This is a genomic window from Rhizobium sp. P43 (genome assembly GCF_056730705.1).
The window spans coordinates 1,485,108-1,502,858 of sequence record NZ_CM161539.1 but is presented as its reverse complement, the minus strand read 5'-3'; the positions used below and the strand labels follow the sequence as shown (position 1 = coordinate 1,502,858).

Here is a 17,751-nt window from a genome sequence, read left to right as displayed (position 1 = left end):
GCCTCCGCCGTCTCTTGCCGGGCCGTGAAATTCAATTAGAAGGCTAGAATGTCTTCGAAACCGCAGCGGATCCCCTGAGCATGCGCCTCTTCCTCGGATCCGATTTTCACGTCGATTACCGGCAGAATCTCGACTGGCTGCGAGCGCTGTCCCGCGCCGATTTCACCGACGATGTCCTGATCGTCGCCGGCGATCTCTCGGACGAACTCGATCTCGTCAAAGCCTGTTTCGACGAACTCGTGCCGCGCTATCGGAAACTGCTCTTCCTGCCCGGCAATCACGATCTCTGGACGGCGCGGAGCGGGAAGGGGCCATCCTTCGAGAAATTCGAGACGCTGAACGCGCTCTGCCACGGCTACGGCATAGAGACCCGACCGGTGGCCTTCGGCAAGACCCTGATCGTGCCTTTGCTCGCCTGGTATGATTATTCCTTCGGCGAACCCGGACCGACCATCCGCCGCGGCTGGATGGACTTTTACAAATGCAACTGGGACGGCCTCACACCCGCCGAGGTCGCGGCCCGTTTCGACGCGATGAATGTGATCCCGGACACATCGGGTTTCGCCGCCGTCTACAGCGTCTCGCATTTCGTGCCGCGCATCGACCTGATGCCGGCGCGCTATCCGGAAAAGCACAAGGCGCTGTTTCCGGTTCTTGGCACAGACCGCCTGGAGCGCCGCATTCGTTCGCTCGGCTCGACCAAGCATTTCTACGGTCACAGCCACCTGAACCGCAACAAGGAGATCGACGGCGTCACCTACATCAACAATGCCTTCGGCTATCCCAAGGAAACCGAGATCTCGGCCAAGACTATCCTCCATGTCGCGGATCTCTAGGAGCCGGGGAGCCTGCAGATCGAGCGCCACAAACCCACAAACAAAGATCGCATAAGATAGATTATGGAACTAAAAGACGCATCCTGCAAGGGCCCGGATCAGCCAAAGCGCCTGAAATATAGACGCCGGAATTCGCATTCAGTTTCTCAGGAAACCGCGACATCCATTTCAAATTCCATGACAAATTGATCGTAGCCTGGCTCGACATGCGGCGGCGTCTCGCCCATCACCGTTTCATAGTCGAGCGGCGTATGCATATGGGTCAGAACCGCATGTTTGGGCGCCAAACGCTCGATCCATCCAAGGGCCTGTTCGAGCGACAGATGGCTCGGATGCGGCCGATACTGCAAAGCGTCGATGTAAAGCAGATCGAGCCCGGAGAGCTTGGCGACGGTTTCCTCGGGAAAGTCGGAGACATCACAGCAATAGGCCACGTCACCAATGCGCAATCCCAGCGAGATGATATCGCCATGCTGCTGGACGAGCGGCATGAGCTCGATGGGTCCGCCAGCGCCATCAATGACGATCGCTTTGTCCATGTCCTCGACGATGACAGGTGCAACGATCGGCGGATAGCTGCTGCCCGGCGGCGTCTTCAGGCAATAGCCGAAACCTTCCTCGATCCGGGCCATCGTAGCTGGCTCCGCATAGATCGGAATCCGGTTTCGCTGCGTGATGAAATAGCCTCTGACATCATCGATCCCATGCAGATGATCGGCATGCGCATGGCTGTAGACGACGGCATCGAGGCGCTCGACCTTGGCGCGGATCATCTGCTCGCGAAAATCCGGGCCTGTATCGACGACGACAGTCGTCTTGCCGCCATCGGGTCCAATTTGTTCGATCAGGAAGGAGGCGCGGGTGCGCCGGTTGCGCGGATTGTTGGGGTCGCAATTGCCCCAGTCGCCGTTGATCCGGGGCACGCCGGGAGACGAGGAACAACCGAGCAGCGTGAACCGGCGCGTGACCTTCATCAAAGCTCCCTTAAGCCACCCGCGGCATTTTCGAGAAGCAGCGGAAGGCATTCTCGGTGGTGATATCCGCCATCTCCGCGTAGCTCACGCCTTTGACCTCTGCCAGCACTTCCGCCGTATTTACCACATAGGACGGCTCGTTGCGTTTTCCACGCCAGCGCTTCGGCGCCAGATACGGCGCATCCGTCTCGACCAGCAATCGGTCCATAGGCACGCTTTTGGCGATCTCGCGCAGCTCCTCCGACTTCGGAAAGGTCACAATGCCAGAGAAAGAGACGTAGCCGCCGAGCGCCACGCCGGTGTCGGCCAGAGCCTGACCCGATGAGAAGCAATGCAGGATGAAAGGGAAGGCCCCCTTCCCTGTTTCCTCGGTCAGGATCGCCGCCATGTCCTCGTCGGCGCTGCGACTATGGATCACCAGCGGCAGACCCGTGCGCCGCGCCGCCTCGATGTGGCGGATCAGGCCGGTCTTCTGGTCCTCGGGCTTCTGCGTGTCGTAGAAATAGTCGAGCCCGGCCTCGCCGATCGCCACGATCTTCTCATGGCTCTCCGCAAGTTCCACCAGCTCGTCCGCCGTCACATCCAGCTCGTCGCCGGCATTGTTCGGATGCGTGCCGACCGAGCAGAAGACGCTCGGATAGCGCTCGGTCAGCGCCAGAAGCGTCGGAAGCTTGCGAACCCGCGTCGAGATCGTCACCATCTGTTTGACGCCGGCCTGATGGGCGCGCGTGACAAGCTCGTCACGCTCGCTGTCGAAGTCGGCGAAATCCAGATGGCAATGGGTATCGATCAGCATCGTCTCACGCCTTGGCCGCTTCCGGCGCGACATAACGCGGATAGACCGGCGACGGTGCCGGCAGTTCCGTGCCCGGCGTCAGCCGTCCGACGGCACCGAGCTTGGCGAACACGCGGTCTTCGTCCGCCACAGCTACGAGATCGAGGATCTTCGCCGAAGACGCCGGCATGATCGGCTGGAACAGGATCGCGATCTGGCGCACGACGTCAGCGGTCACATAAAGCACCGTGCCCATGCGCGCTTCGTCGGTCTTTTTCAACACCCAGGGCGCCTGGGCTGCGAAATAGCGGTCGGCCTCGTTGACGATATTGATGATGGCAGCAACCGCCTTGTGGATTTGCTGCTTGCCCATCTCCTCGCGGCAGATGTCGATCGCCTCGTCGGCAATCTTCAGGATCGCCTCGTCTTCTGCGGTGAGCGGCCCGGGTGCCGGCACCCTGCCCTCGCAGTTCTTGTTGATCATCGAGAGCGAGCGCGAGGCCAGATTGCCGATGCCATTGGCGAGATCGGCATTGATGCGGGTCCCGATGCCCTCTTCCGAATAGCTGCCATCCTGGCCGAAGGAGACTTCGCGCAGGAAGAAATAGCGCACCTGGTCGAGGCCGAAATGGTTCACGAGGTTCACCGGATCGACGACATTGCCGAGCGACTTCGACATCTTCTCGCCCTTGTTGAGCAGGAAGCCATGGGCATAGACGCGCTTCGGCAGCGGCAGGCCCGCTGACATCAGGAAGGCCGGCCAGTAGACGGCGTGGAAGCGGATGATGTCCTTGCCGATGATATGCACGTCCGCCGGCCAATACTTGGCGCGCGGACCGTTCTCATCTTCGACATAGCCAGTTGCGGTGATGTAATTGGTCAGCGCATCGACCCAGACATACATCACATGCTTGTCGTCGCCGGGCACCTTGATGCCCCAGTCGAAGGTGGTGCGCGAGATCGACAGATCCTTGAGACCCGACTTGACGAAGGAGATCACCTCGTTGCGGCGCTCGTTCGGGCCGATGAAATCCGGCTGCTTCTCGTAAAGCTTGAGCAGCTTGTCTTCATAGGCCGAGAGCTTGAAGAAGTAGCTTTCCTCTTCCACCCATTCGACCGGCGTGCCCTGCGGCCCGTAACGCACGCCGTCGGCGCGCAGCTCGGTTTCCTCTTCCTGATAATAGGCCTCGTCGCGCACCGAATACCAGCCGGCGTAACCGCCCTTGTAGACGTCGCCATTCTTCTCCATCCGCCGCCAGACCTCCTGCACCGTCTCGTGATGGCGCTTCTCGGTCGTGCGGATGAAGTCGTCGTTGGAGGAGTTGAGCAGCTTGCCCATCTCGCGGAATTCGTTGGAGTTCCGCTCGGCGAGTTCCTCCGGCGAAATGCCTTCCGCGCGTGCCGTCTGCTGCATCTTCTGCCCGTGTTCATCCGTGCCCGTCAGGAAGAACACATCCTTCCCGTCAAGCCGCTGGAACCGCGCCATGGCATCGGTCGCGATCAGCTCATAGGCATGGCCGATATGCGGCTTGCCGTTCGGATAGGAAATGGCAGTGGTGATGTAGAAGGGATCGCTCATGGCTTCTTGTTGTCTTTTCGTCGGTTGCGATGTCACGGGCCAAACAATGGCGGCACGGAAGGGCCGGCCATGAACGGCAAAAACAAATGGGGTCGAACGCTCTTAAAACATTCCGGCGGCTTTAGGAACATCCGTTTTGCTGCAGCGCCACGAAGCAGACCGCGCTGCCCTCAGCGCACGATCGCTGCCAGCACGTCGAGCATTGTCTGCTTTCGGTCGAGATTATAGGCCGAGGCAACGGTCAGCTGCTCGTTGATGACAGATGTCAGCCGCGCGTAATGCTCTGCTGAAGCAAGATTGCCCGAGAGTGCCAGGCGGCGCGCGGTCTCGGCCAGATGATCGCCGAGATGTTCGACAAAGAAGCCGAAGGCAACCTCGCTATCCTTTCCCGACAGCGCCTCGGCGATCTTGTACATCAGCTTGCGCTGCGCCGGCCCCGAGGCGGCCAGCATCTGCTCGAAGGCATCCAGGATATCGGCACCGCCGTAATTCACAAGCTTTAGCGCCCGCGCCACGCTGCCCTTGGCCAGCGACAGCACGGCTTCCCGCTTGTCGGCGGGAATGCTGAGCCCCAGCTGCCCCAGCGCCTGATCCATCGCCTGCGGCGAGAGCTCGTGCAGCTTGAGCGGTAGGCAGCGTGAGCGGATGGTCGGCAAGAGCTTGCCCGGCGCATGCGACAGCACCAGGAACATCGCCCGTTTCGGCGGTTCCTCGAGGATCTTCAGGATCGCGTTCGCCGCATTGCGGTTCAGATCGTCGGCGGGATCGATGATCACGATGCGCCAGTTGCCCGTGCCCGATGTCTGGGCAAAGAAGTGTCCCGCCTTGCGCACCTCATCGACCGTAATCGCGGTCCTGACGCGCCCGGTCTTCTCGTCCACCGGCCGCGACAGATGCAGGAGATTGTGGCTCGCCCCGGATGCCAGCTGCCGGGTCACCGGATGGGCAGGATCGGGATCGGCAATCACCTCCGGTGCTGTCGCGGGATCGGGATGGCGCAGGATGTGGTTGGCAAAGCGGAAGGCAAGCGTTGCCTTGCCAATCCCTTCCGGCCCCTCGATGAGGATCGCATGGTGTCCCTTGCCCGAGCGATAGCTGCGCGCCAGAAACGTTTCCGCCGCCTCATGCCCGAACAGCCTGACATTGCTGACCGGCGCAATCGCTCCGTCAAGCAGCCCCGCCCTCTCCTCGCTCATAACAGCGCCGCCTGCCCGCCGTCGTGGCCCAGGCGCGCAAGCCTGGCGATGACCAGCTGCACCTCGGCGAGGATGTCGCGAGCGATCCGCGCCTGATCGAGCGAGGCATTCACCACCCGGCAGCGCTCCGGTTCACGCGAGGCGATGTCGAGAAAGCCCTGCCGGCGCTTTTCGTGGATCTCAAGTTTTTCCTTCTCAAAGCGGTCGGGCGACGCCCCCTCGGCTTCTTCGCCTGCCCGCCTTCTCGCTCGTTGCAGGCCGACTTCCGCCGGCAAATCCAGAACCAGCGTCAGGTCAGGCATGGTCCCGCCGATCGAGACGCGCTCCAGGGCTGCCATCAGCGGCGGCTCGATATTACCCGTGACACCCTGATACACGCGCGAGGAATCGACGAAGCGGTCGCAAAGCACGATCTCGCCACGCTGAAGTGCAGGGCGGATGACGCAAGCGAGATGATCGGCCCTGGCAGCGGCAAACAAAAGCGCTTCCATGCGCACACCAAAGGCCTCGGCTGCTCCAGACAGCAACACGTGCCGCAGGGCCTCGGCACCCGGCGATCCGCCCGGCTCGCGGGTCGTGATCACCGTATGGCCCTTGGCGCGCAGGTTCTCGGCAAGAAGGCGGATCTGGGTCGATTTCCCGGCCCCCTCGCCTCCCTCGAAACTTACGAACAATCCGCGCGCCGTCGCCAATGTCTTGCCTGCTTCCCGCCTAGAGCGTTTGAAGTTCTGCCCCTAGGAGCATGCCTACGGCTCTAAACCAAGACCGCAGTCCGCGAAACCATTGATCACGCGGTCGCGGAAAAATTTCCGTCAGATCCAGAAAAACAGGAGCTCGATCAGAGCATCCCAGGCCCGTTGACGCAGCGTTCCCACCTCAACAGAAGCCGCACTCTTCAGGGGCACACTGACCAGCGGCCGCTCGCCGGAAAAAACGTTAAGCGACGCAATCTCGCTATCGGCCGCAACCGGCGGATAAAGCGGCCAGCGATAGACGATGCGCGCCTGCAGCCGCTCGGGATTGTTGACCGGCACGTAGACCTCGACCGGCTTTGCGGAAACCAGCGGCACGGCCCCCTCAGCCCCGCCATAGACACTGGCCTCGCCGATCACCTCGCCGGCCTTGAACAACGTGCGAATTTCGAAGCTGTCGAAACCCCAGTTGAGGAGCCGAACCGCCTCATCCGTCCGCTCCTTGTCCGTCGCAAGTCCGCTCAGGCCCAAGAACAGCCGTCGCCCATTGCGCTCCATGGATGCGACGATGGCAAATCCACTGCCTTCGGCAAAGCCTGTTCCCAAGCCATCCGCCCCGAAGGCGAGAAGCGGATTGCGGTTGCGCTGCAGGATCTTGTTCCACTCGAATTCCGGCAAAGCGAAGGTCTTGTAGAGATCTGGATAGGTCTCGACGAGGTGCCGCGACAGTTTGACCAGATCATAGAGTGTCGACCTGTTATCGGGATGCGGCAGGCCGGTGGCATTGCCGAAGCGGCTGTCGGCGAGACCGAGTTCGGCCGCCCGCGCATTCATCCGCTCGACGAATTTCGCCTCAGAGCCCGCCATGCCCTCGGCAATCACAAGGCAGCCGTCATTGGCCGTGTGCACCGCAATCCCGCGAATGAGGTCGGCAACCGGGACCTGGCTCTTGACCGCCGCAAACATGGTTGCGGTCCGCGACGGCGCACCGCCCGTGCGCCAGGCAAACTCGGAGACCGGATAGATCGTATCCGGCCGGATTTCGCCCTTCTTCAGCGCATCGAACACCACTTCGAGCGTCATCAACTTGGCAAGCGAGGCCGGAGCAAAACTCTGCCGCTCGTTCTTCGCGAGCAGCACCGTGCCGGTCGAAGCCTCGATGAGATAGGCCTGTGCCGCCTTGGTTTCGATCAGCTGTGGTGCTGGAACGGTCTGCGCAACCGCATTGCCACCACCGAAGAGAGGCAGCACAAGCGAGAGGATGAGCACGACAACGGAAAAGACGGAACGCATCATCACACTTCGGCTGGCAGGGTTCGCGCTTGCGGAACTCGTTGACACCGTGCCCTGCTCTTCCCGTCGCCGACGGTTCATTGCCCCTGCGAAAGCCGGATGCCGCCGTTTGCGACCGAGGCGAGAATCGAACGCTCGGTGAGACCTTCATTGCGCACAAGAATGGCCTCGAAAGCAAGAGTTTCGGCTTTGCGCTGCTCCTCAGCATAGGCCGATGCAAAGCCTGAACCATCATAGCCGTCGATATGATGCGGACGCGGCATCGGGATCGGCCCGAAATCCGGAAGGGCTGCGAAGCTGTCGCCCGAGAGAACAGCGCCTGCCGGCGCGGCATGGCCGCCCTGCATCAGATCCTGGGCATCGAGTGTCTGGTCGGCTGTATTGCCGCTCGGTGTCGAACCATTGAGCGCCGTCTGGTAAACCGGCTCGACCGTCGGCCGGAACTGCGGCACGGCCACATCGTTCGACGCGACCATCACGCCAGAAGCAATCTGTCCGCCCGGATCGATGACCGGCCCGCGCTGCCCCTTCGGAATGTAGGAAGCCATCAGATAGGGCATGTCATGCCCGTCCATGCGCGCCGGCCCGATATACTGCACGCGGACCTCGCCGGTACCGCTATGCTTCATGTCGAGGAGATCGGCCGTCTTTCTGGAGAGGTCGATGATCCGGCCCTTGTGGAACGGGCCACGGTCATTGATGCGCACGATGACCGAGCTGCCATTCTTGAGATTGGTGACGCGCGCATAGCTGGGCAGCGGCAGGGTCGGATGGGCTGCCGACAGGTGCTCCTTGTCATAGAGCTCGCCATTGGCCGTCATCCGGCCATGAAAGGCATCGCCATACCAGGACGCAACCCCGACCTTGTCGTAATTGGGATTTTCCTTCGGCACGAAGGTCTTCCCCTTCACCACATAGGGTTTGCCGACCATATAACGACCGCCGCCCTTGGGCACTGGACCGCTCGCCACGACACGCGGACTGGCCTTCACCCCATAGACCGACTCGGCAAAGAACTCCTTGGAGCGCTTCGGCTTTTCGGCGGTCTCTTTGGTGGTCGAACAGGAGGCGGTGAAGGCACAGAGCAGCACGAGCCCGAACCACTTCCCCGAATTGGCCAGGCGGCCGCGCATCGAAAGCTGCATAAGTCCCACTTCAGATCACGGGCGCCGATCATCCACGCCCTATCTGCGAGGCCCCCATGCCCCGCTCACTTGCGCGCAATGAAGCCTGTGCAAAAATGGCCAAAATGGGAAAAGTCACAATTTGAACGATCTGGGCCGGGCAGTTCCTGCGGATATGGTTAACGCGCGGTTTATTGGTGCCCGCGCGCGGGGGGCTTTCTACCCGCCCTGACAATCTCCTCGCCCCGACAATTCCGAAAAGCCACCCTTGCCAAATCCTCTTCCGTTGCGCATAACGCAGCCGTCCGGAAGAGTGTCCGAGTGGTTTAAGGAACCGGTCTTGAAAACCGGCGTGCGGGAGACCGTACCGTGGGTTCGAATCCCACCTCTTCCGCCACAACCTTATGATAGTACTTATCAAAATCGGTTGACAGAAATCCGAACATTGCGCGTCCAAGCGGCTCAGACTGGTTCGATGTAAAATGTCGGCGCCGGATAGAGAGCCGGGCTCTGGTCGCGCAGGACGCGCGCGGTGCGATGCGGCCGTTTGCCGGGGCCTGTGTCGAGATAGTGCTGGGTGACCAGCGGACGAAAGCCGTCGGCCTTGATCCAGTAATGGATATGCGGCGGTCGCGGCCAGTATTCCGCCGGGAAGACCGACAGAACGTCGAAGCGGCCCTGTTCGTCCGCGATCACGGTGCCGCGCAGGTCGATCTGGTCATCGCGAAAATCGCTGTAGTCGCCCTTTGCCTGCGGGTGATAGCGACCCCGGCCGTCCGTCTGCCAGAGTTCGAGCCGGGCGCCGGCCACCGGCATGTCCGGGGCCGCCGCATTCATCACCCGGCCCGCGATCCGCATCACCTCGCCCGGCTTGCCAAAACGGTTCAGGTTGCGGACCACGGGGGTGTTGCTGATGTAATAGGGCCCTTCCATGTCTTCGGCGGTCGGGATCATCGCTTCCTGTGCCTCGGCCCAGGAGACCGAGAGGCCAAGACTGGCCGGCACCATGGCCGCAAATTTCAGGAACCTGCGACGGGCGGAGGTCTTGCTCTGGTCGGTCACGGTCTGTCTCCTGTTGTCGACGTGGCCGGCAAATGCCGACTTGAAACGGCAGGGGCCGAGCATCGCAGCCGCAGCCCCTGCCTCCAGGCTCATTTCATGGGTTCGAACATAGGCAGGCCGGAGGCGGTTTCCAGCACCTCGTCCTGGCCGACATCCCAGTGTTCGGCGATTTTGCCATTCTCGACACGGTAGATGTCTACAACGATCAGCGGTGTCGGTCCCCAGCCGGTGTAGCGACCATGGATGGCGACGAGATCGCCTTCGGCGATCACCATGCCGATTTCATAGGTCATGTTGGCTGGCATATCCTTCAGCGCCTCCTTCAACACCGCGCTGGTCGAGGCGAGACCCGGGTTGCGCTGCATGTAGCTGTCGGCCCAGTAGCGGTCGATCGCGGTCAGATCCTTGTTGGAAAACAGCTCCGTGACCGCCTTCACGACAAAATCCTTGTTGGATTCCTGCGCCATTGCGGTTCCAGCAAGGGATGAAAGGGTGAGGGTGAGCGCAAGCGCGCCGGTTCTGAGAAGGGACATGAAGGTTTCCTGTCTTGAAGGTTTCGAGGGCAAGAGCGATGCGGCATCGGTTCGACGGAGGTCCGGGCAGCTCTTGTCCGAACCATTGGTTTCCAATCGATACCAAAACTCTATTTGGAATGTTGCAGTTGATAAAGGAGGCACTTTTTGGTAACCATATCCTTACGTGATCAGAAACTCGTGAGGACGCCGTGATCCCGAAGGAATTGCCCGAGACACCTGGAATCTCGCTCGACCCGGCAACCTGTCCGGTGCGCCATGTGCTGGACGGAATTAGTGACAAATGGTCCATCCTGGTGATGGCGGCGCTGCATCTGTCGTCGCGCCGCTTCTCAGAATTGCGCCGCGATATCCCCGATGTATCGCAAAAGGTGCTGACCCAGACCCTGCGCAAGCTGGAACGGGATGGCCTGATCGAACGCATTGTCACACCCACCGCTCCGCCGCGCGTGGATTATCGCCTGCGCCCCCTGGGTCAGAGCCTCTTCGTTCGGTTTTCCCATCTCGCGACCTGGGCAATCGAGCACCGGGCCGAGGTTGATGCGGCCCGCGTGGCCTATGATGCACGCACTTAGCCGTCAGCTGGGCCCGGCCTGAAAAGTCGGATACTGGAGCCCTTCCGATGGGTCTGGCCAGCCCTGCCGTCACCTTACCAATCTTTCACTGTCAATTCCGCGCCGAACGTCTATCTCCGTATCCATGGAAGACAGACGCCGCTTGACCGCGATCAAGGGCAATGGCCCTTCCGTGATGCACGATCAGGGCCAGATGCATGACAATGAAAGACAAGACGTGAGCGACAACGCAAACCCCTCGACCTCACCCGAGACCGAAGAGCTGAAGGCTCTCCTCGCCTCTGCCGCGCGACCGAAGCGTCACTGGGGTCCGCGTATTTTTGGCCTCTTGGTTCTCGCTTCTCTCGGCTACGGCGCCTATCTCTGGTCTGCCGGCGATACGACGATCAGTTACACGACATCAGACGTGAAGCCTGGCGATCTCACGGTGGTCGTCACAGCCACCGGTTCGGTCGAGCCGACCGTCCAGGTCGATGTGTCCTCCGAACAATCCGGGACCGTCCGTGACGTGCTGGTGGATTACAACAGCGAGGTGAAGAAGGGCGACGTTCTGGCGCGCCTCGACACGGACAAGCTGAAGACCGATTTGAAGGCGAAGCAGGCGGCCCTCGCCGCGTCACGGGCCGCCGTTTCAAGAGCGCGTGCCGACGAAGAATCGGCCAAGGCCAAGCTCGATCGCCTGACCGCCCTCGTCTCCAGCCGTGTCTCCACCCAGCAGGATCTCGACACGGCGGAGTTTACGTTTCAGGCAGCATCTGCCGCGCGAGAAAGCGCCGAGGCCGATGTCATCTCGGCAGAGGCGGCCCTTGAACAATCAAAGCTTTCGCTGTCCAAAGCGACCATTGTCTCTCCGATTGACGGAATCGTCTTGTCGCGCAATGTCGATCCCGGCGCCACGGTTGCCGCCTCGCTTGAGGCCCCGACCCTGTTCACCATCGCCGGCGACCTCAGACAAATGGAATTGCAGGTCTCGATCGACGAAGCCGATGTCGGCCAGGTCTCCGTCGGTCAGGCTGCAACCTTCACCGTCGATGCCTTCCCCGAAAAACGCTTCCCCGCAACGATCACCTCCATCCGCTACGCAGCCGAAACCGTGAATGACGTCGTCACCTACAAAGGCATCCTGTCGGTCGCTAATGACGAACTCCTCCTGAGACAGGGCATGACAGCCACCGCTGACATTGTCGTCGAACAGGTCAGAGGCGGTTTGCTGATCCCCAATGCCGGCCTGCGCTATGCCCCGCCGGTCGCCGTGACGGAAACGACCAGCGGCGGCAGCGGCGTCTTCAGCCTCTTCCGTCCGCCGCGCCAGGCACCGGCAAGCGCACCTGAACCGACCGGGCCCGAGCGTACGATCTGGCTGTTGCGCGATGGTCAACCCGTTGCCGTCAATATCGAGATCGGCGCGTCAGACGGTCAGAACACCGTCGTCGTCAAGGGCGATGTGAAAGAGGGCGACAAGGTCATCACCGACCAGACCGTCCGCAGCCGCTGAGGTCTCAGATGGCCCCTGCACCGCTCATCGAGTTCCGCCAGATCTCCCGCATCTATGGACGCGGCGAAGCCACCATCCGCGCGCTCGACCGCGTCGATCTGACGATCAACCGGCATGAATTCGTCGCGATTATGGGGCCTTCCGGCTCCGGCAAGTCGACGGCCATGAACATCCTCGGCTGCCTCGATGTACCGACCTCCGGCCAGTATCTCTTTCAGGGCATCGACACGTCGGGCTTTGACCGTGCGCAATATACGCTTCTGCGCCGTCACATGTTGGGCTTCGTCTTCCAGGGCTTCAATCTCCTGGCTCGCACCTCGGCCGTCGAGAATGTCGAACTGCCACTGGTCTATCGCGGCATGGATGGCCGCAAGCGCCGTGCCCTTGCCCTGAAGGCGCTCGCCCAGGTCGGGCTTGCCGGCCGCGAACACCACACCACCCAGGAACTCTCCGGCGGCCAGCAGCAGCGCGTCGCCATCGCCCGCGCGATCGTCACCAGCCCCTCGGTGCTGCTCGCCGACGAGCCAACCGGCAATCTCGATACAAAGACCAGCCGCGAGATCATGGAGTTGCTCACCGGCCTCAACCGCGACCACGGCATCACCGTCATCATGGTAACCCATGAGGACGACATCGCGGCTTACGCCCGACGCACGCTTCGCTTCGTCGATGGCCGGATTCAGTCCGATAGTCTGAAAGCAACGGAGCTGGCCAATGTTCGGTGAAACCCTGAAGCTGGCGCTGCGTGCCATCCGCCGCAATCTGCTCCGCTCCTTCCTGACCGTGCTCGGCGTCGTCATCGGTGTCGCCGCCGTCATCGCCATGGTCACCATCGGCAATGGCACCACAGCCCAGGTAACGAGCGAAATCTCCAAACTCGGCACCAACCTGCTCTTCGTCCGCCCCGGCCAGTTCGGCCCCGGGCGCGCCGCGACCGATGCCAAGAAATTCACGATCCGCGACATCGAGGCGATCCGCGAGCAGATCCCGGGCCTTAGGGCCGTCGCCGCCATCAACCAGTCGAGCCAGACGGTCATCTTCAGCGGCCAGAGCCGGCAGACATCGATCATCGGCTCGGGCACCGACTATCTCGTTGCGCAAAACTGGGAGCTCGCCTCCGGCCGCAGTTTCCTCGCCTCCGAAGAGCGTGGTGGCCAGGCCGTCTGTCTCGTCGGCGAAACCGTGCGCTCCAAACTCTTCGGCTCGACGCCAGCGATCGACCAGACGATTCGTGTCGGCAATGTCGCCTGCCAGGTCATCGGCATCCTCGCCAAGAAGGGCCAGAGCGGCATGGGCAGCGACCAGGACGATGTGGTGATGATGCCACTCAAGGTCTTCCAGCGCCGCATCGGCGGCTCGACTGATATCTCGAGCATCATGCTCTCGGCCGAAGACGGTGTCTCGACATCCAAGGTCCAGGCCGATGTCGAGCGACTGCTGCGAGAGCGCCGCAAGATCGTTGCCGGCCGCGATGATGATTTCACCGTCAACGACATGACCCAGATGGCGGCCACACTGACCGGCACGACAACGCTGATGACAGGACTGCTCGGCGCGGTCGCCGCCGTGTCACTGCTCGTCGGCGGCATCGGCATCATGAACATCATGCTGGTTTCGGTCACCGAGCGCACGCGCGAGATCGGCATTCGGCTTGCCATCGGCGCGGTCGAGCGCCAGGTGTTGATGCAGTTCCTCGTCGAGGCCGTCACCCTCTCGGTCTTTGGCGGCGTGGTCGGCATCGCGCTCGGCCTCGCCATCGCCTATACGGCGGTCACCCTAATGTCCGTCCCCTTCGTCGCCAGCCCATCGATCATCCTTCTGGCCTTCGCCTTCTCGGCCGCGATCGGCATGGTCTTCGGCTATTTCCCGGCCCGCCGCGCCGCCCAGATGAACCCGATCGACGCGCTGCGCCACGAATGATTGCGTGACGAAGGCCAAGACGACCAGCCTCGGGCAAACTTGGCATGCTGTAGCTGGACCTAATGGACGGGCGCGTCGCGCGCTCCTCCAGCCAGCTTGACCAGACCAGGGAGTAAGCCCATGTCCGCCTTTCCGGACCGCGACACCGTCGCCGCCAAGATTGCCTCGATGCAGGAGCCGGACCAGGCCTTCCTGAAACTCATCTTCGAGAATCCGGCCCAGGACGACGCATTGCTTGATGGCCTCTATCTCTATCTCGATATCGCCTCGGAATCCCGTTTTCTCAACTCGCTGAAGCTCGAGCGTAACGGCGAATGGATCGGCACCCATGCACCGGCGCGTCTGCAGATCCGTCTCATGGAGGCGGCAAAATCCAGCCAGCATCCGGCCTTCGCCGCCTTTCGCACCGGCCTCTCGCGCTCCGGTGGCCTCGAGCGCGCCTATCCCAAGGCCGCTGTCTAACCCTCACTGCGGGATCGGCATGCTGACGGAGAGGATCGGCCCCATCGGGAAAAGCCGGTCCATCCGGTTTTCCTCGGCGATGAAGACGCTGGATATCGTGCCGTCGAGATAAAGCGCGTTGTCACAAGCCAGACGGTCGCGGAAGAGAGTGGCAAAGTCATAGAACCGGACCGGAAACCGCGACACGACCATCAAGACGCGGCCTTGCGCGTCGACGCCCACACCGTTGCGGATCTTGAAACTGTCGCTGTCGGGCAGGAAGCGCGTATGCAGCTTTCCGTCGATCACGAGCATGGGCCCCGATTGCGTCCCGAAGTCGGGGTTAACGCCGCTCGCGACAAAGGCCTTGGTCTCCATCACGGATGCCTTGCCGTCCTTCATCAGGAAGACGCCATTCGGCAACAGATGAAAATTCCCCCAGCCGCCCCCGGTGACAGCGGGCTTCACCACGCGGCCATATTCGGCGAAGTAGCCGACCGGCGACAGATCGTCGTGATACATCCCGGCATTAATCGCAAAGGTGAGCACCCGCCGCTCGGCCCAGAGCTGCCGGCGCAGGCTCTGAAATCCGCCATAAGCCTGGCCCTCGGGTGAGGCGAAATGCAGGCGGATATCGTCGCGCGCGGGATCGAAACGACAAACGAGATAGCTCGCCGAGCCCTCCCGCATTACCTCGCAGGCCGCAAAGGCAAGCGAGGGCAGAAAGAAAGCGGCAAGAAGGACGAGAGTTCTGAATCGAGTGTACAAGCACGGCCCCTGGGAATGAGACCGGTGTCTTGGCGCTGATTCCGGGCTTTGTGAAGGCTGTGGCACGGAAATCAACGCATTCGACCGGCTTGCATCAGCCCGGCAACGTCAGCGCCTGCATGTGGAAACGCAGCTGCGCTTGCGGATAGCGGTACTCGGCTCCAACTGGGCAGGCATTGCGGGCGAGGCACCCGCCAAGCATACAGCCGCCCTGCCCTGGCGGCGTAACGAGATGCCGGCGGCAGCCGGCTACATCAAAGCCATCAGCGGTGATGGCGCCGGCAGGGCAAGTCGAAAGGCAGGGCTTGTCGGAACAGCTGTCGCAGGGGTGGACCTCGCTGCGCACTGGCGTTTCCACCGCGCCGTCCAGAGCGCGAAACATGAGCGCGCCCCGATAGCTGTGCCAAAGACCGTAATGCGGATGAATGAGAATGCCGAGCGGCGAGGGTTTTAGCCCTTCCGCCTGCATGGCCCAGCGTTGGAAGGGTTGGTAAGGCGCATCCGACGGATAGCAGGGCTCTGCCCCGACACGCCTGCCAATCTCGCCGATCACGATCTTCGACCAGCGATCCAGCGGGTCGGCGCCTCCCTGATCGGCCTCACCGATCCGCCAGCGCTCGAAATGCGGCCACATCGCCCCACCCGTCACACCGATCAACAGCACAGCCTCGGCCCTTGAGCCATCGGCCAGAATAGGTGCCTCGTCTTGCGGCCCGAAGCGAACCAGTCCGCGCGGCGAAAGCCCATGCTGGGCAAGCAGCGCTCCGATCTCGGCCACAACGGAAAAAGGGCCGCTCATCGCGGCCCCTCGATCTTGTAATGCGGTCGCCAGACCTCCTCCTGGATCATGTCGGCAACCTGGCTAGCTCCGCCTTGCTCCCTGGCAACGGGACCCTTTCAGGTGAAGGCGTCGGGCATCGAGTCCTTGCGCTTTGCCACATAGGCAAGCAGCGCTTCATCGATAGCCGGATCAAGAGCCGGTGCTTCGTAAGCATCCAGCCACGAACGGCACAGCGCGTTGGCGCGATCTTCGATGCGCTTGCGACCTTCGATTTCCCATTGCTCGAAGGAATTGTTGTCGGCGAGCGCCGAGCGATAGAAGGCCGTCTGGAAATTGGCCTGGGTATGGGCGCAGCCGAGATAATGCGCGCCCGGACCCACTTCGCGGATGGCATCCATGGCCTGGCCGCTTTCCGTCAGGTCTACGCCTTGCGCCATCTTCTGCATCATGCCGAGCTGATCCTGGTCGATCATGAACTTTTCGTAGCAGGCGGCAAGGCCGCCCTCGAGCCAGCCGGCGGCATGCAATACGAAATTCGCACCGGCAAGCAGCGTCATGTTGAGCGTATTGGCGCTTTCATGTGCTGCCTGCGCATCCGGTACCTTGGACGCACAGAGCGAACCGCCGGTACGGAATGGTAGACCCATGCGCCGCGCGAGCTGGGCGGCACCATAGGAGACGAGTGCCGGCTCCGGCGTACCAAACGTCGGCGCGCCCGACTGCATCGAAATCGAGGCCGCGAAGGTACCGAACAGCACCGGCGCGCCCGGACGGATGAGCTGGGTGAACGATGCACCCGCCAGAACTTCGGCGAGGATCTGGGTCAGCGTGCCGGCCACGGTCACCGGGCTCATGGCGCCCGACAGGATGAACGGCGAAATTACGGAAGCCTGATTGTGGCGGGCATAGACCTTGGCCGCACCCAGCATGGTCTCGTCGAAGACCATCGGCGAGTTGGCGTTGATCAGGTTGAGCATGACGCAGTTGTTTTCGACGAACTCGTCACCGAAGACGAGCTTGGCCATGGCAACCGAATCTTCCGCCCGTTCCGGTGCCGTGACCGACCCCATGAACGGCTTGTCGGAATATTTGATATGGCTGTAGACCATGTCGAGGTGACGCTTGTTCACCGGAATGTCGACTGGCTCGCAGACCGTACCACCCGAGGAATGCATCGAAGGCGCCATATAGGCGAGCTTCACGAAGTTGCGGAAATCCTCAAGCGTCGCATAGCGGCGATTGCCTTCCAGGTCGCGCACGAAGGGCGAACCATAGACCGGAGCAAAGACCGTGGCATTGCCACCGATCCGAACGCTGCGCTCCGGATTGCGCGCATGCCAGGTGAATTCGGAAGGGGCGGACTTCAGCAGTTCGCGGCAAAGCCCCTTGGGGAAATGCACCCGCTCGCCCCGCACATCGGCGCCGGCCTGTCTCCACAGCTCAAGCGCCTCCGCGTCGTCGCGGAATTCGATGCCGATCTCCTCCAGAACGATATCGGCATTGCGCTCGATCAGCTGCAGCCCTTCTTCGTCCAGAACCTCATAGGTCTGGATCTTGCGGGTGATGTAAGGCATGGCCGGGCCGGCACCGCCGCCGCTGCGCGATGCCCTGCGGGCCGCAGCCCCTCGTCCCTCGCCGCGTTGGCGGCGGCCTGCGCCCGGTTCTGCCGTGATGTCGTCCATGTCTGCTTCCTCGCTCGAGCGCTCG

Annotated in this window: 18 protein-coding genes and 1 tRNA gene; 7 read left to right on the top strand and 12 right to left on the bottom strand. The window is 62.0% G+C overall.

Annotation, left to right across the window (positions count from 1 at the left end; all coding sequences use genetic code 11):
- Positions 1–80 precede the first annotated feature (80 nt).
- A complete protein-coding gene (locus tag AC1PUL_RS07430) occupies positions 81–836 on the top strand; it encodes a metallophosphoesterase (protein ID WP_480467568.1) in 756 nt (251 codons plus the stop codon).
- Between the two features lie 146 nt (positions 837–982).
- Here AC1PUL_RS07430 and AC1PUL_RS07425 read toward each other — a convergent pair whose 3' ends face one another.
- From AC1PUL_RS07425 to AC1PUL_RS07395, 7 genes are all read right to left on the bottom strand, one after another.
- Positions 983–1,810: an MBL fold metallo-hydrolase gene (locus AC1PUL_RS07425; protein WP_480467566.1), complete on the bottom strand. Its 828-nt coding sequence runs from the start codon at positions 1,808–1,810 to the stop codon at positions 983–985.
- Between the two features lie 10 nt (positions 1,811–1,820).
- The gene (locus AC1PUL_RS07420) at positions 1,821–2,606 is read right to left on the bottom strand and encodes a TatD family hydrolase (RefSeq protein WP_480467565.1); all 786 of its coding nucleotides are present in this window, start codon (positions 2,604–2,606) and stop codon (positions 1,821–1,823) included.
- A 4-nt stretch (positions 2,607–2,610) separates the two neighbouring features.
- Entirely contained in the window at positions 2,611–4,164 is a 1,554-nt protein-coding gene (metG, locus tag AC1PUL_RS07415; protein WP_480467564.1) for a methionine--tRNA ligase, read from the bottom strand.
- A 170-nt stretch (positions 4,165–4,334) separates the two neighbouring features.
- Positions 4,335–5,360 (bottom strand): DNA polymerase III subunit delta', encoded by a 1,026-nt coding sequence (locus AC1PUL_RS07410; protein ID WP_480467561.1) that lies wholly within the window; start codon positions 5,358–5,360, stop codon positions 4,335–4,337.
- Positions 5,357–6,052: a dTMP kinase gene (tmk, locus tag AC1PUL_RS07405; protein WP_480467559.1), complete on the bottom strand. Its 696-nt coding sequence runs from the start codon at positions 6,050–6,052 to the stop codon at positions 5,357–5,359. The genes AC1PUL_RS07410 and tmk overlap by 4 nt, the downstream gene beginning before the upstream one ends.
- A gap of 120 nt (positions 6,053–6,172) precedes the next feature.
- The gene (locus tag AC1PUL_RS07400; RefSeq protein ID WP_480467558.1) at positions 6,173–7,345 is read right to left on the bottom strand and encodes a D-alanyl-D-alanine carboxypeptidase family protein; all 1,173 of its coding nucleotides are present in this window, start codon (positions 7,343–7,345) and stop codon (positions 6,173–6,175) included.
- A gap of 77 nt (positions 7,346–7,422) precedes the next feature.
- Positions 7,423–8,478, bottom strand: coding sequence for a septal ring lytic transglycosylase RlpA family protein (locus tag AC1PUL_RS07395; protein WP_480467557.1), 1,056 nt, complete (start codon positions 8,476–8,478; stop codon positions 7,423–7,425).
- A gap of 298 nt (positions 8,479–8,776) precedes the next feature.
- Between AC1PUL_RS07395 and AC1PUL_RS07390 the strand changes: the two genes are divergently transcribed.
- Positions 8,777–8,866, top strand: a tRNA-Ser gene (locus AC1PUL_RS07390).
- 65 nt (positions 8,867–8,931) lie between these two features.
- Here AC1PUL_RS07390 and AC1PUL_RS07385 read toward each other — a convergent pair.
- Both AC1PUL_RS07385 and AC1PUL_RS07380 read right to left on the bottom strand, forming a co-directional pair.
- Positions 8,932–9,531 carry a dioxygenase family protein gene (locus AC1PUL_RS07385; protein WP_480467556.1) on the bottom strand — a complete coding sequence of 200 codons (600 nt, stop codon included), beginning with the start codon at positions 9,529–9,531 and terminating at the stop codon, positions 8,932–8,934.
- Positions 9,532–9,620: 89 nt separating this feature from the next.
- Positions 9,621–10,064, bottom strand: a complete 444-nt coding sequence (locus AC1PUL_RS07380; RefSeq protein WP_480467555.1) for a nuclear transport factor 2 family protein — start codon at positions 10,062–10,064, stop codon at positions 9,621–9,623.
- A 191-nt stretch (positions 10,065–10,255) separates the two neighbouring features.
- On the opposite strand from AC1PUL_RS07380, the gene AC1PUL_RS07375 reads away from it, so the two are divergent.
- The 5 genes from AC1PUL_RS07375 to AC1PUL_RS07355 all read left to right on the top strand — a co-directional run bounded on the left by AC1PUL_RS07375 (position 10,256) and on the right by AC1PUL_RS07355 (position 14,516).
- A complete protein-coding gene (locus AC1PUL_RS07375; RefSeq protein WP_480467553.1) occupies positions 10,256–10,639 on the top strand; it encodes a winged helix-turn-helix transcriptional regulator in 384 nt (127 codons plus the stop codon).
- A 175-nt stretch (positions 10,640–10,814) separates the two neighbouring features.
- Positions 10,815–12,134, top strand: coding sequence for an efflux RND transporter periplasmic adaptor subunit (locus AC1PUL_RS07370; RefSeq protein WP_480468525.1), 1,320 nt, complete (start codon positions 10,815–10,817; stop codon positions 12,132–12,134).
- A gap of 8 nt (positions 12,135–12,142) precedes the next feature.
- Positions 12,143–12,859, top strand: a complete 717-nt coding sequence (locus AC1PUL_RS07365; protein WP_480467552.1) for an ABC transporter ATP-binding protein — start codon at positions 12,143–12,145, stop codon at positions 12,857–12,859.
- Complete coding sequence (locus AC1PUL_RS07360) at positions 12,849–14,054, top strand: ABC transporter permease (protein WP_480467551.1); 1,206 nt, start codon at positions 12,849–12,851, stop codon at positions 14,052–14,054. Before AC1PUL_RS07365 ends, AC1PUL_RS07360 begins: the two co-directional genes overlap by 11 nt.
- A gap of 120 nt (positions 14,055–14,174) precedes the next feature.
- Entirely contained in the window at positions 14,175–14,516 is a 342-nt protein-coding gene (locus AC1PUL_RS07355; protein WP_298468839.1) for a hypothetical protein, read from the top strand.
- 3 nt (positions 14,517–14,519) lie between these two features.
- On the opposite strand, the gene AC1PUL_RS07350 is transcribed toward AC1PUL_RS07355, so the two are convergent.
- The 3 genes from AC1PUL_RS07350 to AC1PUL_RS07340 all read right to left on the bottom strand — a co-directional run bounded on the left by AC1PUL_RS07350 (position 14,520) and on the right by AC1PUL_RS07340 (position 17,726).
- A complete protein-coding gene (locus tag AC1PUL_RS07350) occupies positions 14,520–15,263 on the bottom strand; it encodes a phosphodiester glycosidase family protein (RefSeq protein WP_480467550.1) in 744 nt (247 codons plus the stop codon).
- Positions 15,264–15,357: 94 nt separating this feature from the next.
- Positions 15,358–16,062: a ferredoxin gene (locus AC1PUL_RS07345; protein WP_480467548.1), complete on the bottom strand. Its 705-nt coding sequence runs from the start codon at positions 16,060–16,062 to the stop codon at positions 15,358–15,360.
- A 98-nt stretch (positions 16,063–16,160) separates the two neighbouring features.
- Entirely contained in the window at positions 16,161–17,726 is a 1,566-nt protein-coding gene (locus AC1PUL_RS07340; RefSeq protein WP_480468524.1) for a trimethylamine methyltransferase family protein, read from the bottom strand.
- Between the last annotated feature and the right edge of the window lie 25 nt (positions 17,727–17,751).